At 65.8% G+C, this 17,821-nt stretch carries 15 protein-coding genes; 4 read left to right on the forward strand and 11 right to left on the reverse strand.

Annotated elements, in window-relative coordinates; translation table 11 throughout:
* Positions 1-127: 127 nt before the first annotated feature.
* The 3 genes from ACZY0R_RS31010 to ACZY0R_RS31020 all read right to left on the reverse strand — a co-directional run bounded on the left by ACZY0R_RS31010 (position 128) and on the right by ACZY0R_RS31020 (position 2,297).
* Positions 128-577, reverse strand: a complete 450-nt coding sequence (locus ACZY0R_RS31010) for a GatB/YqeY domain-containing protein (protein WP_488863797.1) — start codon at positions 575-577, stop codon at positions 128-130.
* Positions 578-709: 132 nt separating this feature from the next.
* Positions 710-922, reverse strand: coding sequence for a 30S ribosomal protein S21 (gene rpsU / locus ACZY0R_RS31015; protein WP_035866409.1), 213 nt, complete (start codon positions 920-922; stop codon positions 710-712).
* 100 nt (positions 923-1,022) lie between these two features.
* Positions 1,023-2,297 (reverse strand): BaiN/RdsA family NAD(P)/FAD-dependent oxidoreductase, encoded by a 1,275-nt coding sequence (locus ACZY0R_RS31020; RefSeq protein ID WP_488863799.1) that lies wholly within the window; start codon positions 2,295-2,297, stop codon positions 1,023-1,025.
* Between the two features lie 174 nt (positions 2,298-2,471).
* Here ACZY0R_RS31020 and tsaD point away from each other — a divergent pair, with 174 nt between their 5' ends.
* A complete protein-coding gene (gene tsaD / locus ACZY0R_RS31025) occupies positions 2,472-3,503 on the forward strand; it encodes a tRNA (adenosine(37)-N6)-threonylcarbamoyltransferase complex transferase subunit TsaD (protein ID WP_045239552.1) in 1,032 nt (343 codons plus the stop codon).
* Between the two features lie 67 nt (positions 3,504-3,570).
* Here the strand turns inward: tsaD and folE2 are convergent, their stop codons facing one another.
* The 4 genes from folE2 to ACZY0R_RS31045 form a co-directional block, all read right to left on the reverse strand.
* On the reverse strand, positions 3,571-4,377 hold the full coding sequence (gene folE2 / locus ACZY0R_RS31030) for a GTP cyclohydrolase FolE2 (RefSeq protein WP_488863802.1): 807 nt from the start codon (positions 4,375-4,377) through the stop codon (positions 3,571-3,573).
* A 272-nt stretch (positions 4,378-4,649) separates the two neighbouring features.
* Positions 4,650-6,560, reverse strand: a complete 1,911-nt coding sequence (gene dxs, locus ACZY0R_RS31035) for a 1-deoxy-D-xylulose-5-phosphate synthase (RefSeq protein ID WP_488863804.1) — start codon at positions 6,558-6,560, stop codon at positions 4,650-4,652.
* A gap of 69 nt (positions 6,561-6,629) precedes the next feature.
* A complete protein-coding gene (locus ACZY0R_RS31040) occupies positions 6,630-7,550 on the reverse strand; it encodes a polyprenyl synthetase family protein (protein WP_488863806.1) in 921 nt (306 codons plus the stop codon).
* Complete coding sequence (locus ACZY0R_RS31045; RefSeq protein ID WP_035866429.1) at positions 7,547-7,846, reverse strand: exodeoxyribonuclease VII small subunit; 300 nt, start codon at positions 7,844-7,846, stop codon at positions 7,547-7,549. Before ACZY0R_RS31045 ends, ACZY0R_RS31040 begins: the two co-directional genes overlap by 4 nt.
* A 358-nt stretch (positions 7,847-8,204) precedes the next feature.
* Between ACZY0R_RS31045 and ACZY0R_RS31050 the strand changes: the two genes are divergently transcribed.
* The 3 genes from ACZY0R_RS31050 (at position 8,205) to ACZY0R_RS31060 (ending at position 11,399) form a co-directional block, all read left to right on the forward strand.
* Positions 8,205-9,308, forward strand: coding sequence for an aromatic ring-hydroxylating oxygenase subunit alpha (locus ACZY0R_RS31050; protein ID WP_045239549.1), 1,104 nt, complete (start codon positions 8,205-8,207; stop codon positions 9,306-9,308).
* 246 nt (positions 9,309-9,554) lie between these two features.
* Complete coding sequence (locus ACZY0R_RS31055; protein ID WP_488863808.1) at positions 9,555-10,475, forward strand: DMT family transporter; 921 nt, start codon at positions 9,555-9,557, stop codon at positions 10,473-10,475.
* Positions 10,476-10,541: 66 nt separating this feature from the next.
* A complete protein-coding gene (locus ACZY0R_RS31060; protein WP_488863810.1) occupies positions 10,542-11,399 on the forward strand; it encodes a sulfurtransferase in 858 nt (285 codons plus the stop codon).
* 30 nt (positions 11,400-11,429) lie between these two features.
* On the opposite strand, the gene ACZY0R_RS31065 is transcribed toward ACZY0R_RS31060, so the two are convergent.
* The 4 genes from ACZY0R_RS31065 to polA form a co-directional block, all read right to left on the reverse strand.
* On the reverse strand, positions 11,430-12,257 hold the full coding sequence (locus ACZY0R_RS31065; protein WP_488866274.1) for a ZIP family metal transporter: 828 nt from the start codon (positions 12,255-12,257) through the stop codon (positions 11,430-11,432).
* Between the two features lie 182 nt (positions 12,258-12,439).
* Positions 12,440-13,312, reverse strand: coding sequence for a dienelactone hydrolase family protein (locus ACZY0R_RS31070; RefSeq protein WP_488863812.1), 873 nt, complete (start codon positions 13,310-13,312; stop codon positions 12,440-12,442).
* 170 nt (positions 13,313-13,482) lie between these two features.
* On the reverse strand, positions 13,483-14,811 hold the full coding sequence (locus ACZY0R_RS31075) for an NAD(P)/FAD-dependent oxidoreductase (protein WP_045239544.1): 1,329 nt from the start codon (positions 14,809-14,811) through the stop codon (positions 13,483-13,485).
* 198 nt (positions 14,812-15,009) lie between these two features.
* Positions 15,010-17,820 (reverse strand): DNA polymerase I, encoded by a 2,811-nt coding sequence (gene polA / locus ACZY0R_RS31080; protein ID WP_488863815.1) that lies wholly within the window; start codon positions 17,818-17,820, stop codon positions 15,010-15,012.
* Position 17,821 lies beyond the last annotated feature (1 nt).

A 17,821-nucleotide genomic window follows, 5' to 3' on the forward strand; every position in this document is an offset into this window, starting at 1 on the left:
TGCAGACGCAACGGATTGCAGCCAGGGCCGGCGAGGGGTGTCGGATCAGAAGCGTTTTAAGCTGCACATTCAGCAGGAAGCCGGATCGGCGGCGACTGGCCCCGATCCAGCGGCTGCCAGAGCTCGCTCAGCGCGCCGTCAGAGCGGCCTTGACCAGCCCGGACACGGCAGTCATGTCAGCGCGGCCGGCCAGCTTGGCCTTGAGCACCGCCATCACCTTGCCCATGTCCTGCGGACCGGCGGCGCCGCTCTCCGCGACGGCGGCCTGCACTTCCGCGGCGATTTCGGCCTCCGACAGCGCGGCGGGCATATAGACCTTGAGCACCTCGATTTCAGCGCTTTCCTTGTCCGCCAGGTCGGTGCGGCCGGCTTGCGTGAACTGCGAGAGGGAGTCCTTGCGCTGCTTGACCAGCTTTTCGATCACGGCCAGCACGGCGGTGTCGTCGAGTTCGATGCGCTCGTCCACTTCCTTTTGCTTGATGGCCGCCAGCAGCAGCCGGATGGTACCGAGGCGATCGGTTTCGCGGGCCCGCATGGCGGCCTTCATGTCATCAGTGATACGGGCTTTGAGGGACATGGCAATTTTTCCAGGAAAGTGTGGGCGGGACATTGCCGGCCGGGCGAAACGCGCCGGCCGTCGGACCGCCAATGCAAAAACCCGCCGGAGCCTTGCCCACAGCGGGTTTTGATGCAGAAGCGAAGGATGCGTTCAGTACAGCTTCTTCGGCAGCATCTGGCTGCGGATGCGCTTGTAGTGGCGCTTCTCGGCGGCGGCCTTCTTGCGCTTGCGCTCGGCCGTCGGCTTTTCGTAAAACTCACGTGCCCGCAATTCAGTAATCAAGCCGTTCTTTTCGATGGTGCGCTTGAAACGACGCATGGCGACTTCAAACGGCTCGTTTTCTTTGAGGTGGATCGTGGTCATCTTGCTGAAATATATAGCAGCTGTTGGCGGTTTTACGAAAGCTACAAGTGTAGCACACACACTGTCAAGCCCGTGTGGCGTAAATTTTCCGCCGTGCCGCCTAGGCCACTCCCGCCGTCGCGGTGCGTGCGTTTTCCGCAACGGCCTGGCCGGCAGCCACGCCCGATGCCCAGGCCCACTGGAAGTTGTAGCCACCCAGCCAGCCGGTCACATCGACCACCTCGCCGATGAAGTACAGGTTGGGCACCGTCCGGGCCATCATCGTGGCCGATGACAGAGCCCGGGTATCCACCCCGCCGAGCGTGACCTCGGCCTTGCGATAGCCCTCGGTCCCCGCCGGGATCAACTCCCAGCTATTCAGCGCGGCCCCGAGCCGGCGCAGTGCCTTGTCCGGCATATCATGCAGGGGCTGCGCGCCGTTCAGGCCGGCAGCGGCGCACCAGGCATCGGCCAGGCGGGCCGGCAGGCGTTCGGCCAGCAGGTTGGCTAGGTGCTTGCGGCTGCTGCCCTTTTGCGCAAGCAGCCACTCACTTGCGTCGTTGCCGTCGAACAGGTCGATGGCGATGGGCGTGCCCGGCCGCCAGAAGCTGGAAATCTGCAGCACGGCGGGACCGGACAAACCGCGATGGGTCCACAGCAAGTCCTCACGGAAGGCGCCAGCCATCTTGCCGCCGCCCGTAGCGATATCGACCTCCATCGATACGCCGGCCAGCGGCACGAATGGCGCCCAGCCCTGCCCGTCGAAGGTGAGCGGCACCAGCGCCGGGCGCGTCTCGACCACGCCCAGGCCGAACTGGCGGGCGATGCGGTAGCCCAGGTCGGTGGCGCCGATCTTGGGAATGGAAAGCCCTCCGGTGGCCACCACCAGCGCACCGGCGCGGATTGGCCCATTCGCCGTCATCAGCAGGAAATCGTCGCCTTCGCGCCTGACCTCGTCCACGCTGCAGCCGGTGCGCCAGTGCACGCCGCCCGCGCCGCATTCGGCGCGCAGCATCTCGATCACCTGCTCGGCGCTATCGTTGCAGAAGAGCTGGCCGCGGTGCTTCTCGTGCCAGTCGATCTCATGGCGCCGCATCAGGTCGAGGAAATCCTGTGGTGTATAGCGCGCCAGCGCCGAACGGCAGAAGTGCGGATTACCAGACAGGTAATTGGCCGGCCCGGCCTGCAGATTGGTGAAATTGCAGCGCCCGCCGCCCGAAATGCGGATTTTCTCTGCCAGCTTCGTGGCATGGTCGATCAGCACCACGCTGGCGCCGCCCTGGCCCGCCACGGCGGCGCACATCATGCCGGCGGCCCCGGCGCCAAGCACCGCCACATCGAAGCGCCCTGCGCGCGCGCCAGCGTGGCCGGTCTGTGCGGTCTGCTTGCTGCCCATGTTTTTCTTGCCTACTGAATGCCCGCTGAAGAAGCGGCGATTGTAGCGAAAAGCAGGGCAATCGCCGCTGTGCTACCCTGCTGGCCTCACGCTAGGCTGCCGGTCCGATGGTCCGCCGCCCGTGCCAACCCCTTGATTTGCCGGCTTCCTTTGGTACCGGCCTTAGCTTCCCCCATGCTTGTCCTTGGCATCGAATCTTCCTGCGACGAAACCGGCCTCGCCCTCTATGACACCGAGGCCGGACTGCTCGCCCATGCCCTGCATTCGCAGATCGCCATGCATCGCGACTACGGCGGCGTCGTGCCTGAACTCGCCTCGCGCGACCACATCCGCCGCGTGCTGCCACTGCTGCAGCAGATACTCGACGAAGCCGGCCGCACCCGCAAGGACATCGATGCGATCGCCTTCACCCAAGGGCCCGGCCTGGCCGGCGCATTGCTGGTGGGCGCGTCGGTGGCCAACGCCCTGGGCTTTGCCCTGAACGTGCCGATGCTGGGCGTGCACCACCTCGAGGGCCACTTGCTGTCGCCGCTGCTGACGCGCGATCCGCCGCCGTTCCCCTTCGTGGCCCTGCTGGTTTCCGGCGGGCACACGCAGTTGATGGAAGTGCGCGGCATCGGCGACTACGCCTTGCTGGGCGAGACGCTGGACGATGCCGCCGGCGAGGCCTTCGACAAGACCGCCAAGCTGCTGGGCCTGAGCTACCCGGGCGGCCCCGAGGTATCGCGGCTGGCCGAGTTCGGCACGCCCGGCGCGTATGCCCTGCCCCGCCCGATGCTGCATTCGGGCAATCTCGATTTTTCCTTCGCCGGCCTCAAGACGGCGGTGCTGACGCAAACCCGCAAGCTGGGCAATGTGTGCGAGCAGGACCGGGCCAACCTGGCGCGCTCCTTTGTCGACGCCATCGTCGACGTGCTGGCGGCCAAGTCCATGGCCGCGCTCAAGCAGACCGGGCATCGCCGGCTGGTGGTGGCCGGCGGCGTGGGCGCCAACCGGCAGTTGCGCGAGCGCCTGGATCAGCTTGGCGCGCAGAAGAAGATCCAGGTCTACTATCCGGACCTGGCCTTCTGTACCGACAACGGGGCCATGATCGCCTTTGCCGGCGCGATGCGGCTGCAGGCCGCGCCCGAACTGGCGCAGCACAGCTACGGCTACGGCGTGACGCCGCGCTGGGAACTGTCGGATATTCGCCTGCCGGCACGCTAGTCTTCTGCCGCAAAGCCAACAAAAAAGCCACCTTCGCGGTGGCTTTCTTGTTGGCTGACGTGCCGGCTTACCGCACCGCGCGCTTGTCGCGCTCGATCACGGCATAAGCGCTGTGGTTGTGGATGGACTCGAAATTCTCGGCCTCCAGCACATACGCCACGATGCGATCGTCCGCATTCAGGCGCATGGCGATGTCGCGCACCAGGTCCTCGACGAACTTGGGATTCTCGTAAGCGCGCTCGGTGACGAACTTCTCGTCCGGACGCTTGAGCAGGCCCCACAACTCGCACGAGGCTTCTTCCTCGGCCATGCGCACCAGCGCCTCCACGGGCAGGTCGCCCGCCAGTTCGACATTCATGGTGATATGCGAGCGCTGGTTGTGCGCGCCGTACTGCGAAATCTTCTTCGAGCACGGGCACAGGCTCGTGACCGGCACCAGGGCCTTCAGGAAGACCTTGGTGGCGTCGCCGCGCACTTCACCGATCAGCGTGACTTCGTAGTCCATCAACGATTGCACGCCCGACACCGGCGCGATCTTGTTGATGAAATAGGGGAAGGTGACTTCGATGCGCCCGGCCTCGGCCTCCAGCTTGACCAGCATCTTGTCCAGCAGCGAACGGAAGGTCGCCAGTTCGAGCGGCTCGCGTTCTTCCTCGAGCAAGGCGACGAAGCGCGACATATGCGTGCCTTTCTGGTCGGCAGGCAGGTGCACGTCGAGGTTGAAGGTGCCTACCGTGGCCAGCACGCCGGCAGGCGTCTTCAGCGACAGGGGATAACGCACGCCCTTCACGCCCACCCGCTGGATCGGGATCTGGCGGGTATCGAGGCTCGACTGCACGTCGGGCATCACAAAGGCGGGATTGATGTCATTCATATTGGTCAGGTTTCCTCTACGGTCGCGGCATTTTTCGCAGTCAACCTTGCCGCGCAACGAGTGTGAAACCGCGGGCGAGGGCAAGGGATGCCTTCCCGCAGCTGCGAACACAGAACTTGCGATTCTAAGGGAAATTGCCTGGTGCTGCCCATGAACGGGCGATACCCGCACGAACCATGCGGTGATAGCGGCAGAACGACAGTCGTACGATGACGAAACGCGAAGATTGCCGGCGCGCCCGCCTGCAGCGGGCGCGCCGGCACTGGGACGGATCAGGCCGCGCGCGTGGCGACCGCCGCCTGGGTCAGCTTGAAACGCTCGCGCACGGAGTGCTCGATGCCCTTGGCGTCGAGCCCGCATTGCGACAGCAGGAAGGCCGGATCGCCATGGTCGACGAAGCGGTCGGGCAGGCCAAGCTGCAGCACCGGCACGGCGATGCCGGCGGCGGCCAGCGCTTCAAGCACCGCGCTGCCCGCGCCACCCATCACACAGCCTTCTTCGACGGTGACGAGATAGTCGTGCTCGTCCGCCAGCTTCTTCACCAGTTCTTCGTCGAGCGGCTTGACGAAGCGCATGTTGGCCACCGAAGCATCGAGCGCCTCGGCTGCGCCCAGCGCCGGGTGCAGCATCGAGCCGAACGCCAGGAAGGCCACGCGCTGGCCGGCGCGCGCGCCGCCGGTACGGCGCATTTCGCCCTTGCCGACCGGCAGCGCGGTGAGCGCGGCCTCGGTCGCCACGCCAGCGCCGGCGCCGCGCGGATAGCGCACGGCGGTCGGGCAGTCCTGCTGGAAGGCCGTGGTCAGCAACTGGCGGCATTCGTTCTCGTCGGCCGGCGTCATCACCATCATATTGGGGATGCAGCGCAGGAAGGCGATGTCGTATGCGCCGGCGTGGGTGGCGCCATCGGCGCCCACCAGGCCCGCACGGTCGAGCGCGAACACCACCGGCAGGTTCTGCAGCGCCACGTCGTGGATCAGCTGGTCATAGCCGCGCTGCAGGAAGGTGGAGTAGATCGCCAGCACCGGCTTGAGGCCTTCGCAAGCCAGGCCGCCCGCGAACGTCACGGCGTGCTGCTCGGCGATGCCCACATCGTAGTAACGATTCGGGAAACGCTTTTCGAACTCCACCATGCCCGAGCCTTCGCGCATGGCCGGCGTCACGCCCACCAGCTTGGGATCGGCAGCAGCCATGTCGCACAGCCAATCGCCGAACACCTGGGTATAGGTCTTGCGCGCCGGCTTGGACGACGGACGGATGCCTTCCGCCGGGTTGAACTTGCCGGGACCGTGGTACAGGATCGGGTCGGCTTCCGCCAGCTTGTAGCCCTGCCCTTTCTTGGTGACCACGTGCAGGAACTGCGGGCCGCCGCCCTCGAGGGCGCGCTGGCGGATGTTCTGCAGCGTCGGCACCAGCGACTCGAGGTCGTGGCCATCGATCGGGCCGATGTAGTTGAAGCCGAATTCCTCGAACAGCGTGGCCGGCACCACCATGCCCTTGGCATGTTCCTCGAAGCGCTTGGCGAACTCGAGCACCGGCGGGGCCACCGACAGCACCCGTTCGATGCCCTTCTTGGTGGCGGCGTAGAACTTGCCGCTCATCAGCCGAGCCAGGTGGTTGTTGAGGGCGCCGACCGGCGGCGAGATTGACATGTCGTTATCGTTGAGCACCACCAGCAGCGGCAGGTCCTTGTAGACGCCGGCGTTGTTCATGGCCTCGAAGGCCATGCCGGCGGTCATCGCGCCATCACCGATCACGGCGATGGAGACGCGCTTCTCGCCCAGCGTGCGGGCGCCCAGCGCCATGCCCAGCGCGGCCGAGATGGACGTGGAGGAATGCGCGGTGCCGAAGGTGTCGTATTCGCTTTCGCTGCGGCGCGGGAAACCCGAGATGCCGCCCCACTGGCGCAGCGAGTGCATGCGGTCGCGGCGCCCGGTCAGGATCTTGTGCGGATAGCTTTGGTGGCCGACGTCCCATACCACGCGGTCGTCCGGTGTATGGAAGACGTAGTGCAGCGCGATGGTCAGTTCGACTGTGCCAAGGTTGGACGACAAGTGGCCGCCGGTTTGCGACACCGATTCGAGCACGTAGGCGCGGAGTTCGTCGGCCAACGTCTTGAGCTGGCGGCGGTCCAGCCGGCGGAGGGCTGCGGGGTCGTCAATAGTTTTGAGCAGTGCGTAGGTCATGATGTCCGTTCGGCGGCCGGATTCTTGTGCCCGGTTGTCGGTTTTCCTGCTTGTCAATTCAGTTCGCGCTCAATTCGAGCGCAGCACGATGAGATCGGCCAGTTCGGCCAGGCGTCCGGCGCGCGCGCCGAAGCCTGCCAGCGCCTCGTGCGCCGTGGTCCGGAGCTGCTCGGCCAGTTGGCGGGCAGGCTCGAGCCCCATCAGCGACACATAGGTCGGCTTGTCATGGGCCGCGTCCTTGCCGGCGGTCTTGCCCAGCGTGGCGGTATCCGCGGTCACGTCAAGGATATCGTCCACCACCTGGAACGCCAGGCCCACGGCCGCGGCATAGCGGTCGAGCGCGGCCATGCCTGCCTCGTCCACCGTCCCGCAATAGGCGCCCATCCGCACGCTGGCCCGCAACAAGGCACCGGTCTTCATGCGGTGCATTGCCTCGAGTTCGCCCAGCGACATCGCCAGGCCGACATGCTGCAGGTCGATTGCCTGCCCGCCCGCCATGCCTACCGAGCCCGAGGCCCGGGCCAGCTCGGCCACGAGGCGCAAGCGCGCGGCGGCGTCCAGCGAGGCAAGCGACGCCGACTCGGCCAGCACCACAAATGCCTGCGTCTGTAGCGCGTCGCCCACCAGCAGCGCCGTCGCTTCATCATAGGCCTTGTGCACGGTAGGACGGCCACGACGCAAATCGTCATCGTCCATGCAGGGCATATCGTCGTGCACCAGCGAGTACGCGTGGATCATCTCCACCGCGCTGGCGGCCGCGTCGCAGGCCTCGGGCGCCGCGCCAGCCACTTCGCCGGCCGCATGCACCAACAACGGGCGTACACGCTTGCCGCCGCCGAGCACAGCATACCGCATGGCTTCGTGCAGCGTGCAAGGCACTGTTGTAATCGTGGGCAACGCGGCATCGAGCGCGGCCTCGGTCCTGGCGCCCTGGGCGCGCATCCAGGCGGCGAAATCGCCGGCTTCCACATTCTGGCGAGAGTCGCTCATTCCGCGTCTCCCTGGATGCCGGCTTCGGCGGGCATGGGCTTGAGGACGTCGCCCTCCAGCACCTTGACCTGCTGCTCCACGCGCTCGAGCATCTGCTGGCAGTACCGGACCAGTTCAGCCCCGCGCTTGTACGCCGCCAGCGAATCTTCCAGCGGCAATGCGCCACCTTCCATGCTGGCTACCAGCCCCTCCAGTTCGGCCATGGCGGCTTCGTAGGAGGCGGGCGGCGCGGAGGCGGACCGCTGGTCGGTTGCGGCCGGATCGGTCTGGGCCGGGGAGCTCGTTGTCTTTGGCATTGCGGACATGGAATCTGGGGAAGCTGGGATTTTACGCCAAAGCGAGGCGATGCCCGCATCCCTTGCATAGGGGTGCCCCTCAGGCCGTTGCCCGAAAGTGACTTGTGCGCTTGGGTCGTCTTTCCGAATGCGCCCCGAACGGCACCTCCATGACGACCCGGGTCGACTTTTTCGCTAAAAAGGCAAAAAAATCAGTCCCTTAACTTTTTGCCTCGGGTACAATCCGCGGTTCGTCAGCGCGAACTAAATCCACTGGCCCGGAAGCGGACCAGGGCGCGGCTGACTGTCTTTCCCATATCGATTTCTTTTCGATGGTTGGGTTGTTCACTGCTTTCGCCTGTCATAGGGAGTGGGGATAATGTCCAATCTCAGCACCGCGCTGAAACTGGTGCCGGCTGATACGCAACTGCCCGTCAACGTCTACACCGACGAGGCACTGCACCAACAAGAACTGGAACTGCTGTTCAAGAAGGGCCCTGGCTATGTCGGCCATGAACTGATGATCCCCGAGCCGGGCGATTATCACGCGCTCGCGGCAGAGGACGAGGGCCGCATCCTGGTACGCAATGCCGACGGGATCGAGCTCATGTCCAACGTCTGCCGCCACCGGCAGGCCATCATGCTCAACGGCCGCGGCAATGCGAAAAACATTGTCTGCCCCTTGCACCGCTGGACCTACGACCTGAAGGGCGAACTGCTCGGCGCACCGCATTTCGCCGAGCAGCCGTGCGTCCACCTGAAACGCTCGCCGCTGCAAAACTGGAACGGCCTGCTGTTCGAGGGCGAGCGCGATGTGCGGGCCGACCTGGCGCGCCTGGGCGTGGCCGAGGACCTGAACTTCGACGGCTACCTGCTCGACCACGTCGAGATCCACGAGTGCAACTACAACTGGAAGACCTTCATCGAGGTCTATCTGGAGGACTACCACGTCGTACCGTTCCACCCGGGCCTGGGCAGCTTTGTCTCCTGCGACGACCTGAGCTGGGAGTTCGGCGACTGGCACAGCGTCCAGACGGTGGGACTGCATGCCGGCCTCAAGCGCCCCGGCAGCCCCACGTACCAGAAGTGGCATGAGGCTGTCCTGCGCTTCAACAACGGCGTGCTGCCAAAGTACGGCGCGATCTGGCTCACTTACTACCCCAACATCATGGTGGAGTGGTACCCAAACGTGCTGGTGATATCGACCCTGCACCCGCTCGGGCCGAACAAGACGCGCAATGTGGTGGAGTTCTACTACCCCGAGGAAATCGTGCTGTTCGAGCGCGAGTTCGTCGAGGCAGAGCGCGCAGCGTATATGGAAACCTGCATCGAGGACGACGAGATCGCCGAGCGCATGGACGCCGGGCGCCGCGCACTGGCAAAGCGTGGCGTCAGCGAGACAGGCCCTTACCAGTCGCCGATGGAAGACGGTATGCAGCACTTTCATGAATGGTATCGCCGCGCCATGTCCTTTACCGGCTGACCGGCGGGACAAGGCCTTGCGGGCCGCACAGGCACCGCGGCGAACAAAACGGACCGCCCAGGCGGTCCGTTTTGCGTTTGGTGCGGTGCACTCGCGCTGCTACAATCGCCGCTTCCGGTGTGCGCCCGGCGCCTCGCCGCCCCTTGCACCGGCCATTCGCTTCGCGCGAAGCCTTTCGCGATGCCGCCCTGTTTGTCCATCACCCGGCGCGGCTCGCGCGCTGTTCATTCTTCCTTTCGCCCCGCCATGCAATCGCTCTGGATGCTGTTCGCCGCCTTCGCCTTTTCGTTGATGGGGGTAGGCGTCAAGCTGGCGTCCGAGTTCTATGCCACCGGCGAGATCGTGTTCTACCGTAGCCTGATCGGCGTGATCATCATGTGGACGGTGCTGGCTTCGTCGGGTACCTCGGTACGCACGCCGCATATGGCCATGCACATCAAGCGCAGCCTGTTCGGCGTGACCGCCCTGCTGCTGTGGTTCACCTCGATCACCATGCTGCCCCTGGCCACGGCGATGACCCTGAACTACATGTCGCCGGTCTGGATCGCGCTGATCCTGGGCGCCGGCGCCGCGCTGGCGGGCACCGGCGGCGCAGACCGCAAGCTGATCGGCGCCATCCTGATGTCGTTCGCCGGCGTGTTGTGCCTGCTGCAGCCTTCCGTCGGCCACAACCAGCTCACCGGCGGCCTGATCGGCCTTATCTCCGGCATCTTCACCGCGCTGGCCTATGTCGAGGTGCGCCAGCTCGGCCAGCTGGGCGAGCCCGAAGGCCGCATCGTGTTCTATTTCTCGGCAGTCGGGATGATGGTGGGCCTGGCCTGGATGCTGCTCACCGGCCCAAGCGCCCACACCTGGCATGGGGCGGGCCTGCTGCTGGCCATCGGCATCCTTGCCACGCTCGGGCAGACCGCGATGACGCGCGCCTACAAGCGCGGCAACACGCTGCTCACCGCCAACCTGCAATACGCCGGCATTGTGTTCTCCAGCTTCTGGGGCATGATCATCTGGCGCGACCAGCTCAACTGGCTGTCCTGGGTGGGCATGGCGCTGATCATCGCCAGCGGCATCGCCACCACCCTGACCCGGGCCCGCGAAAGCTCCAACAAGCAACCGACCGCCGATACCCCGGTCAAGTCCCCCGAGGCGGAAGTGCACCCCGAGGTGTAGCATCGAAGGTGGCGAACGGTGCTCACCCGCCGATGCCGCACAGCCCTCCCAACCCAAGGTTATGCCATGTTCACCACCCTGATCTCCAGCCAGGACCTGCGCGCGCTGCACGAAGACAGCAGCCGCCACAGCGTCGTGATTGACTGCAGCTTCGACCTGGCCAACCCCGCCGCCGGACGCGATGCCTACCATGTGGGCCACCTGCCGGGCGCCTTCTACCTGCACCTGGACAACGAATTGTCCGGCGAGAAGACGGGCAGCAACGGCCGCCACCCCTTGCCCGATCGCAATACGCTGGCCGCGCGCCTGCGCGCGCTTGGCGTGAATGAAGACAGCCAGGTCATCGCCTACGATGCGCAGGGCGGCATGTATGCGGCACGCGCCTGGTGGCTGCTGCGCTGGCTAGGCCACGGCGCGGTGGCGGTGCTGGATGGCGGCAAGAATGCATGGGTGGCGGCCGGCCTGCCGCTCGAGGCCGGCAATACGCCGGACCCCGAAACGCCCGGCAACCTGATGCGCAAAGCCTCGCTGGTGCCCACGGTGGATGCCGACGCGGTGCTGGCGAACCTGGCAAACCCGACGCGGCTGGTGGTGGATGCCCGCGCGGCGGACCGTTTCCGCGGCGAGAACGAAACGCTCGACCCCGTCGGCGGGCATATCCCTGGCGCGGTCAACCGCTTCTTCAAGGACAACCTGGAAGGCAATGGCAGCTTCAAGCCGGCCGCCACGCTGAAGCAGGAGTTCGGCGAGGTGCTGGGCGGCACGTCGGCCAGCGAGGCAGTCATGCAATGCGGCTCGGGGGTGACCGCCTGCCACAACCTGCTGGCGCTGGAGGTGGCGGGCCTGCCGGGCGCCGCGCTCTATCCGGGCTCCTGGAGCGAGTGGTGCGCCGACCCGGCGCGGCCGGTGGCGAACGGCGCCTGAACGCGGGCGGCTCGCGCCGCCCAGGCTTCCTTATCTGGCGGGAGCCGCCACGCCGTGCGCAGGGGCATGGCCATGCGCCTCATGCACGCCATTGGTGATGAAGAAAATCGCGCAAATCCCGGTGGCCACCAGCACTACCTGGATGATCGACTCGCGCCAGCGCGGCTTGCGCTGCATCTGCGGCATCAGGTCGCTGACGGCGATATAGACGAAGCTGCTCGATGCAATCACCAGCACGAAGGGAATCCAGCCGCTCATCTGGTCGAGCAGGAAATAGCCCACCACGCCGCCGGCGATGGCCGCCAGGCTGGACAGCAGGTTGAAGGCAAAGGCGCGTGACTTGGAGAACCCCGCGTTGAGCAGCACGATGAAATCGCCCACTTCCTGCGGGATCTCGTGGGCGGCGATGGCCAGCGCGGTGACCAGGCCGATATGCGGATCGGCCAGGAAGGCGGCGGCGATCACGATGCCGTCGGCAAAGTTGTGGAAGGTATCGCCCACCAGGATGGCCATGCCGCTGCGGCCGGCTTCCTCGCGGTCGTGGCCGTGATGGTGGTGGTGCCCGTCGCCTTCGTGATGGTGCGAGTGGCGTAGCAGCGCGACCTTCTCCAGCAGGAAGAAGCCGAGCAGGCCAGCCAGCAGGGTGCCGAACAAGGCACGCGGATCGGCGCCCGATTCGAAGGCCTCCGGCAGGGAATGCAGCAAGGCCGTGGCCAGCAGCACGCCTACCGAGAAGCTCACCATGCGCTCGACCGCGCGCGAGGCTACCGTCAGCGACAGCAACGCCGCCCCCAGGATACTGCCCACCCCCGAGATGGTGGCGGCAAGCAGGATGTAGACAAGCGTGGAATGGATGATGGGCTCCCGGGACCGGCTATCCGCTCAACAGAAGCGGCACCGACCTTAGACGCAACACTGTTGCAAGAAACGAAGCCCGCATTGTACGTAGATTGGCGCCGACTTTGCAAATCCTGCGGCACAAGCCGTATTTGCCGCTCGCTCCGCCGGCGCCAGGATTCAACGCAAACTATCGCACTGCCCTACACGCCGTGTTGCTTGAACCACGCCAGGCAGCGCTGCCAGCCATCCTTGGCGTCGGCTTCCCGGTAGCTGGGCCGGTAGTCGGCATTGAAGGCATGGCCGGATTCCGGATAGACCACGAAGGTGGAAGCCTTGGCAAAGGGGTCGTTCGATGCCGCCAGCGCCGCCTTCATTTTCTCAACCTGTTCCTGCGTGATGCCGGTGTCCTTGCCGCCATAGAGGCCCAGCACCGGCACCTTGAGCTGGCCGGCCAGGTCGATCGGATTCCTGGGCTTGACCGGGGTCGGCTCGCCCACCAGCTGGCCATACCAGGCCACGCCCGCCTTGACCTGCTGACTATGCGCGGCGTACAGCCAGGTGATGCGTCCGCCCCAGCAAAAACCGGTGATGGCCAGTCTGCTGGCATTGCCGCCGTTGGCCTTGGCCCAGGCCACCGCTGCGTCGAGATCGCCCATGACCTGCTCATCCGGTACCTTGGAGATCAGCTTGGACTGCAGTTCCTGGATGGTGCCGAAGCTGCTGGGATCGCCCTGGCGCGCGAACAGCTCCGGCGCGATGGCGAGGTAGCCCAGCTTGGCGAAGCGCCGGCAGATATCGGCGATATGTTCGTGCACGCCGAAGATCTCGCTCACCACCAGTATCACCGGCAGGTTGGTCTTGCCCTCCGGCTGGGCGCGATAGGCCGGCATATTGAAGCCGCCCGAGGCAATGGTGACCTCGCCGGCGGTGAGGCCGGCGAAATCGGTCTTGATGGCCTGCGCCATCACGGGCATGGCGGCCGCGGCAAATGCCGAGCCCAGCGCTGTCTTGACGAAGGCGCGGCGGTCATAGGACTGGCCGGGTACGAGACTTTCCACTTCTGGCTTCAGCATGCGGTCTCCTGTTTGGCTTGGATGGCGAATCTGGGTGGGCAAGACATGGGGCGGCGCTGCCAGTATTGACTGGCAGCGCCGGGAGTCCGATTCTAAGCAAACATGGAGTTCAGCGCACGCGGCCGGCAAGAGGGGCGAACCTCGCCCTACTGCGGCTCATGCGGCTCAGCTTAGTGCAGCTTGACGCGCGGGCTGGTCTTGCTGCGCAGCCAGTGGGTCACGGTATCCAGCCCCATGCCCACGGCACCGTGCAGCGCCATGACATGCATGCGATACAAGGAGGTGTACATCACCCGAGCCATGAGGCCTTCGATGAACATCGAGCCGCCGATCAGGCCGCCCATCAGGCTGCCGACCGCGCTGAAGTGCCCCAGCGACACCAGCGACCCCAGATCCTTGAAGGCGAACGACGGCAGCGGCTTGCCGGCCAGCCGCGCGCGCAGCGCGTTGTAGAGGAACACGGCTTGCTGGTGCGCGGCCTGGGCACGCGGCGGCACGGCGCCCTGTTTCTCGGGCCAGGGGCAGCTGGCGCAATCGCCGAAGGCGAAGATATCGGGATCGGCTTCGCTTTGCAGGGTGGGCTTGACCACGATCTGCCCCATCCGGCTCACCGGCAGGCCAAGCGTGGAGAGCACCGGCGGCGCGGTGATGCCGGCGGCCCACACCGTCAGGTCGGCATCGATGCGCTTGCCGCTGGCGGTCAGCACCGCATCCTCCGTGACCTCGGTGACGCGCTCGGCGGTGAGGACCTCGATGTCGAGCTTGTGCAGCAATTTGGTGGTCTCGGTGGAAACCCGCTCGGAAAGCGCGGGCAGGATGCGCGGGCCGGCCTCGATCACGTGGATGCGCACGTCGCGGCGCGGATCCAGCTGATGCAGCCCGTAGGCGCTGAGCACATGCGCGGTATTGCGCAACTCGGCCGAGAGTTCGACGCCGGTGGCGCCGGCCCCGATGATGGCGACATCCACGCGCGGGCGGCCGTCGTCGCCGATGCGCCCGCGTCCGTTCTGGGCGCGCACGCAGGCCGAGATCAGCTTGCGGCGGAAGCGTTCCGCCTGGTCCACGGTGTCGAGCGCGATGGCGTTGTCCGCGGCGCCGGGCACGCCGAAGAAATGCGTCACGCAGCCGATGGCCAGTACCAGGGTGTCGTAGGGCAGTTCGCGCGCGGGCAGCAGCTCCGTGCCGTCGAGGTCGACGCAGGCCGCCACCGCGATGGTCTTGCGGGTGCGGTCGATGCCGGTCAGCTCGCCTTGCTGGAACTCGAAATGGTGCCAGCGCGCCTGCGCTACGTATTCCAGCTGATGGGTGTGGGGATCCATGCTGCCGGCGGCGACTTCATGCAGCAGCGGTTTCCAGATATGCGTGGGGGAGCGGTCCACCAGTACCACCTGCGCGGCCCCGCTCTTGCCGAGCTTGTCGCCCAGCCGCGTGACCAGTTCCAGACCGCCTGCTCCTCCTCCGACTACGATGATGCGATGCGCCCTTCCCTCTGTGCTCATGATCTACCCAGTGTCGTCGATATTCTTTTGCGGGGCCTGACGCGAGCCAGTGACCCCGGCTTTCCGCCAGTTTGCTGCACAGCAGCAAGACTGGCAAGACGGCAATCACCGATTCAGCAGTCGCTTCAATCGGAACCAGAATGCAGGAATAGCGGGACGGGGGCAATCCCGGAGCGGCCCCATGGCCGCTCCGGGCGTTTAGTGAGCCTCCTCCCAGTTGCTGCCGGTACCAACCTCGGCCACCAGCGGCACGCGCAGCTCAGCCACCGAGCACATCAGCTCCGGCAGCTTCACCTTGACGAGTTCCAGCTCGGCCTGCGGTACTTCCAGCACCAGTTCATCGTGTACCTGCATCACCTGGCGCGTACCCAGGCCGTCGCGCTCCAGCCAGTGCTGCACGGCGATCATGGACAGCTTGATCAGGTCGGCGGCCGTGCCCTGCATCGGCGCATTGATGGCAGCCCGCTCGGCGCCCTGGCGGCGCGGGCCGTTGCCGCCATTGATGTCCGGCAGCCACAGGCGGCGGCCGAACACGGTCTCGACGAAGCCCTGCTCGCGCGCGGTCTGCCGCGTTTCTTCCATGTACCGCGCCACGCCGGGGTAGCGCATGAAATAACGGTCGATATAGTGCTTGGCCGCCTCGCGCTCGATGCCGAGGTTGCTGGCCAGGCCAAACGCGCTCATGCCGTAGATCAGGCCGAAATTGATGACCTTGGCGTAGCGGCGCTGCTCGCTGCTGACCGCATCGGTGCTGACGCCGAAGATCTCGGCCGCGGTGGCCCGGTGCACGTCCTCGCCCTCGGCGAACGAGCGCATCAGGTTCTCGTCGCCCGAGATATGGGCCATGATGCGCAGCTCGATCTGCGAATAGTCGGCCGACACGATCACGTTGCCAGGGGCGGCGATAAAGGCCTCGCGGATGCGGCGGCCTTCCTCGGTGCGCACCGGGATGTTCTGCAGGTTGGGCTCGGTCGAAGCCAGCCGGCCGGTCACCGCGGTGGTTTGCCCATAGCTCGTATGCACGCGCCCGGTGGCCGGGTTGACCATCTTGGGCAGCTTGTCGGTATAGGTGGACTTGAGCTTGGCCAGGCCGCGGTAGTCCAGCAGCAGCTTGGGCAGCGGGTAATCCTCGGCCAGCTTCTGCAGCACTTCTTCGTCGGTGGAAGGCGCGCCGCTGGCGGTCTTCTTGACCACCGGCAGCTTCATCTGGCCGAACAGGATCTCGCCGATCTGCTTGGGCGAGCCAAGGTTGAAGGGCTGGCCAGCGGCCTCGTAGGCGGCTTGCTCCAGCTCCAGCATGCGCTGGCCGAGCTGCGCGCTCTGCGCGCCCAGGCGGTCGGAATCGATCAGCACGCCATTGCGCTCGATCTTCTGCAACACCACGGAAACCGGCATCTCGATCTGCTCGTAGACGTAGCGCACGCCCTGCAAGGCCTCCACCTGCGGATACATGTTGCGATGCAGGCGCAGCGTGACGTCGGCGTCCTCGGCGGCGTATTCGGTGGCGCGCGCAATGTCGATCTGGTCGAAGCCGATCTGGCTGGCGCCCTTCCCGCACACTTCCTCGTAGCTGATGGTCTTGAGGCCGAGCAGACGCTCGGCCAGGCTGTCCATGCCGTGATTGCGGTGGGACGCCAGCACGTAGCTCTGCAGCATGGTGTCATGCGCGATGCCACGGAAATTCACGCCGTGGTTGGCGAGAACATGCGAGTCGTATTTCAGGTTCTGGCCCACCTTGGCGCGCGACGGATCCTCCAGCCAGGCACGCATGCGCTCCAGCACGGCCTCGCGCCCGAGCTGGCCGTTGGCCTCCAGGCCGACCACATCGGGGCCGCAGTGGGCAACCGGGATATAGCAGGCTTCGCCCGGCTCGATCGACAGCGAGATGCCGACGAGTTGCGCCTGCATCGGGTCCAGCGAGGTGGTCTCGGTATCGATGGACACCAGCGGCGCGGTTTCGATGCGCCGCATCCAGGCCTCCAGCGCAGCCTCGGTCGCCACGGTTTCGTAGCGGATCTGCGCGGGCGCCGGGGCGTCGTCGAACAGACCGCCCTGGGCCGGGCCCGCCTCTGCCGCCGCCGTACCGCCGGCAGCGGGCTGCGCCGCGGTGGCGCGCGCCTGGGCACGGGGGTTCGGCAGGCTTTCTCCGGTCGCCTCGCGCAGCCAGGTCTTGAAACCATAGCGCGCAAAGAAATCGATCAGCTTATCCTTGTCCTCGCCGCTTTCCCGGAGCTGGTGGAAATCGGCCAGCGAGCTCTTCAGGTCGCAGTCGGTCTTGACCGTCACCAGCTCGCGCGCCTTGGGCAGCCACTCCAGCGTATTGCGCAGGTTCTCGCCCACCACGCCCTTGATGCCGGCGGCGCCGGCCATGATGTCGTCTAGCGTGCCGTATTCGGTGAGCCATTTGACCGCGGTCTTGGGGCCGACCTTGGGCACGCCGGGCACGTTATCCACCGCATCGCCGATCAGCGAGAGGTAGTCGACGATACGTACCGGCGGCACGCCGAACTTGGCCACGACGCCGGGCGGGTCGAGCACTTCGCCGCTCATGGTGTTGACCAGGGTGACATGGTCGTCAACCAGCTGGGCCAGGTCCTTGTCGCCGGTGGAGACCACCGTGCGCATGCCTTCGGCGGTAGCCTGGCGGGCCAGCGTGCCGATCACATCGTCGGCCTCCACGCCCTCCACCACCACGATCGGCCAGCCCAGCGCGCGCACCGCCTCGTGGATCGGCTCGATCTGCCTGGCCAGGTCTTCGGGCATCGACGGGCGATGCTCCTTGTAGGCAGGATAAAGATCGTCGCGGAAGGTCTTACCCTTGGCGTCGAACACGCAAGCGCTATACTCTGCCGGGAAATCGTTGCGCAGCTTGCGCAGCATATTGATCATGCCGTAGATTGCCCCTGTGGGCAGACCCTCCCCGTTCCTCAGATCCGGCAGGGCGTGATACGCGCGATACAAATAGCTCGACCCATCGACGAGCAAGAGTGTTTTTGGACTATCCGACATT

The organism is Cupriavidus sp. F041, from assembly GCF_057814235.1.

Excerpts from the sequence above, each read along its gene's own strand:
- ACZY0R_RS31010 (WP_488863797.1), bottom strand. The coding sequence starts at position 577 with ATGTCCCTCAAAGCCCGTATCACTGATGACATGAAGGCCGCCATGCGG.
- rpsU (WP_035866409.1), bottom strand. The coding sequence starts at position 922 with ATGACCACGATCCACCTCAAAGAAAACGAGCCGTTTGAAGTCGCCATG.
- ACZY0R_RS31020 (WP_488863799.1), bottom strand. The coding sequence starts at position 2,297 with ATGGGCAGCAAGCAGACCGCACAGACCGGCCACGCTGGCGCGCGCGCA.
- tsaD (WP_045239552.1), top strand. The coding sequence starts at position 2,472 with ATGCTTGTCCTTGGCATCGAATCTTCCTGCGACGAAACCGGCCTCGCC.
- folE2 (WP_488863802.1), bottom strand. The coding sequence starts at position 4,377 with ATGAATGACATCAATCCCGCCTTTGTGATGCCCGACGTGCAGTCGAGC.
- dxs (WP_488863804.1), bottom strand. The coding sequence starts at position 6,560 with ATGACCTACGCACTGCTCAAAACTATTGACGACCCCGCAGCCCTCCGC.
- ACZY0R_RS31040 (WP_488863806.1), bottom strand. The coding sequence starts at position 7,550 with ATGAGCGACTCTCGCCAGAATGTGGAAGCCGGCGATTTCGCCGCCTGG.
- ACZY0R_RS31045 (WP_035866429.1), bottom strand. The coding sequence starts at position 7,846 with ATGCCAAAGACAACGAGCTCCCCGGCCCAGACCGATCCGGCCGCAACC.
- ACZY0R_RS31050 (WP_045239549.1), top strand. The coding sequence starts at position 8,205 with ATGTCCAATCTCAGCACCGCGCTGAAACTGGTGCCGGCTGATACGCAA.
- ACZY0R_RS31055 (WP_488863808.1), top strand. The coding sequence starts at position 9,555 with ATGCAATCGCTCTGGATGCTGTTCGCCGCCTTCGCCTTTTCGTTGATG.
- ACZY0R_RS31060 (WP_488863810.1), top strand. The coding sequence starts at position 10,542 with ATGTTCACCACCCTGATCTCCAGCCAGGACCTGCGCGCGCTGCACGAA.
- ACZY0R_RS31070 (WP_488863812.1), bottom strand. The coding sequence starts at position 13,312 with ATGCTGAAGCCAGAAGTGGAAAGTCTCGTACCCGGCCAGTCCTATGAC.
- ACZY0R_RS31075 (WP_045239544.1), bottom strand. The coding sequence starts at position 14,811 with ATGAGCACAGAGGGAAGGGCGCATCGCATCATCGTAGTCGGAGGAGGA.
- polA (WP_488863815.1), bottom strand. The coding sequence starts at position 17,820 with ATGTCGGATAGTCCAAAAACACTCTTGCTCGTCGATGGGTCGAGCTAT.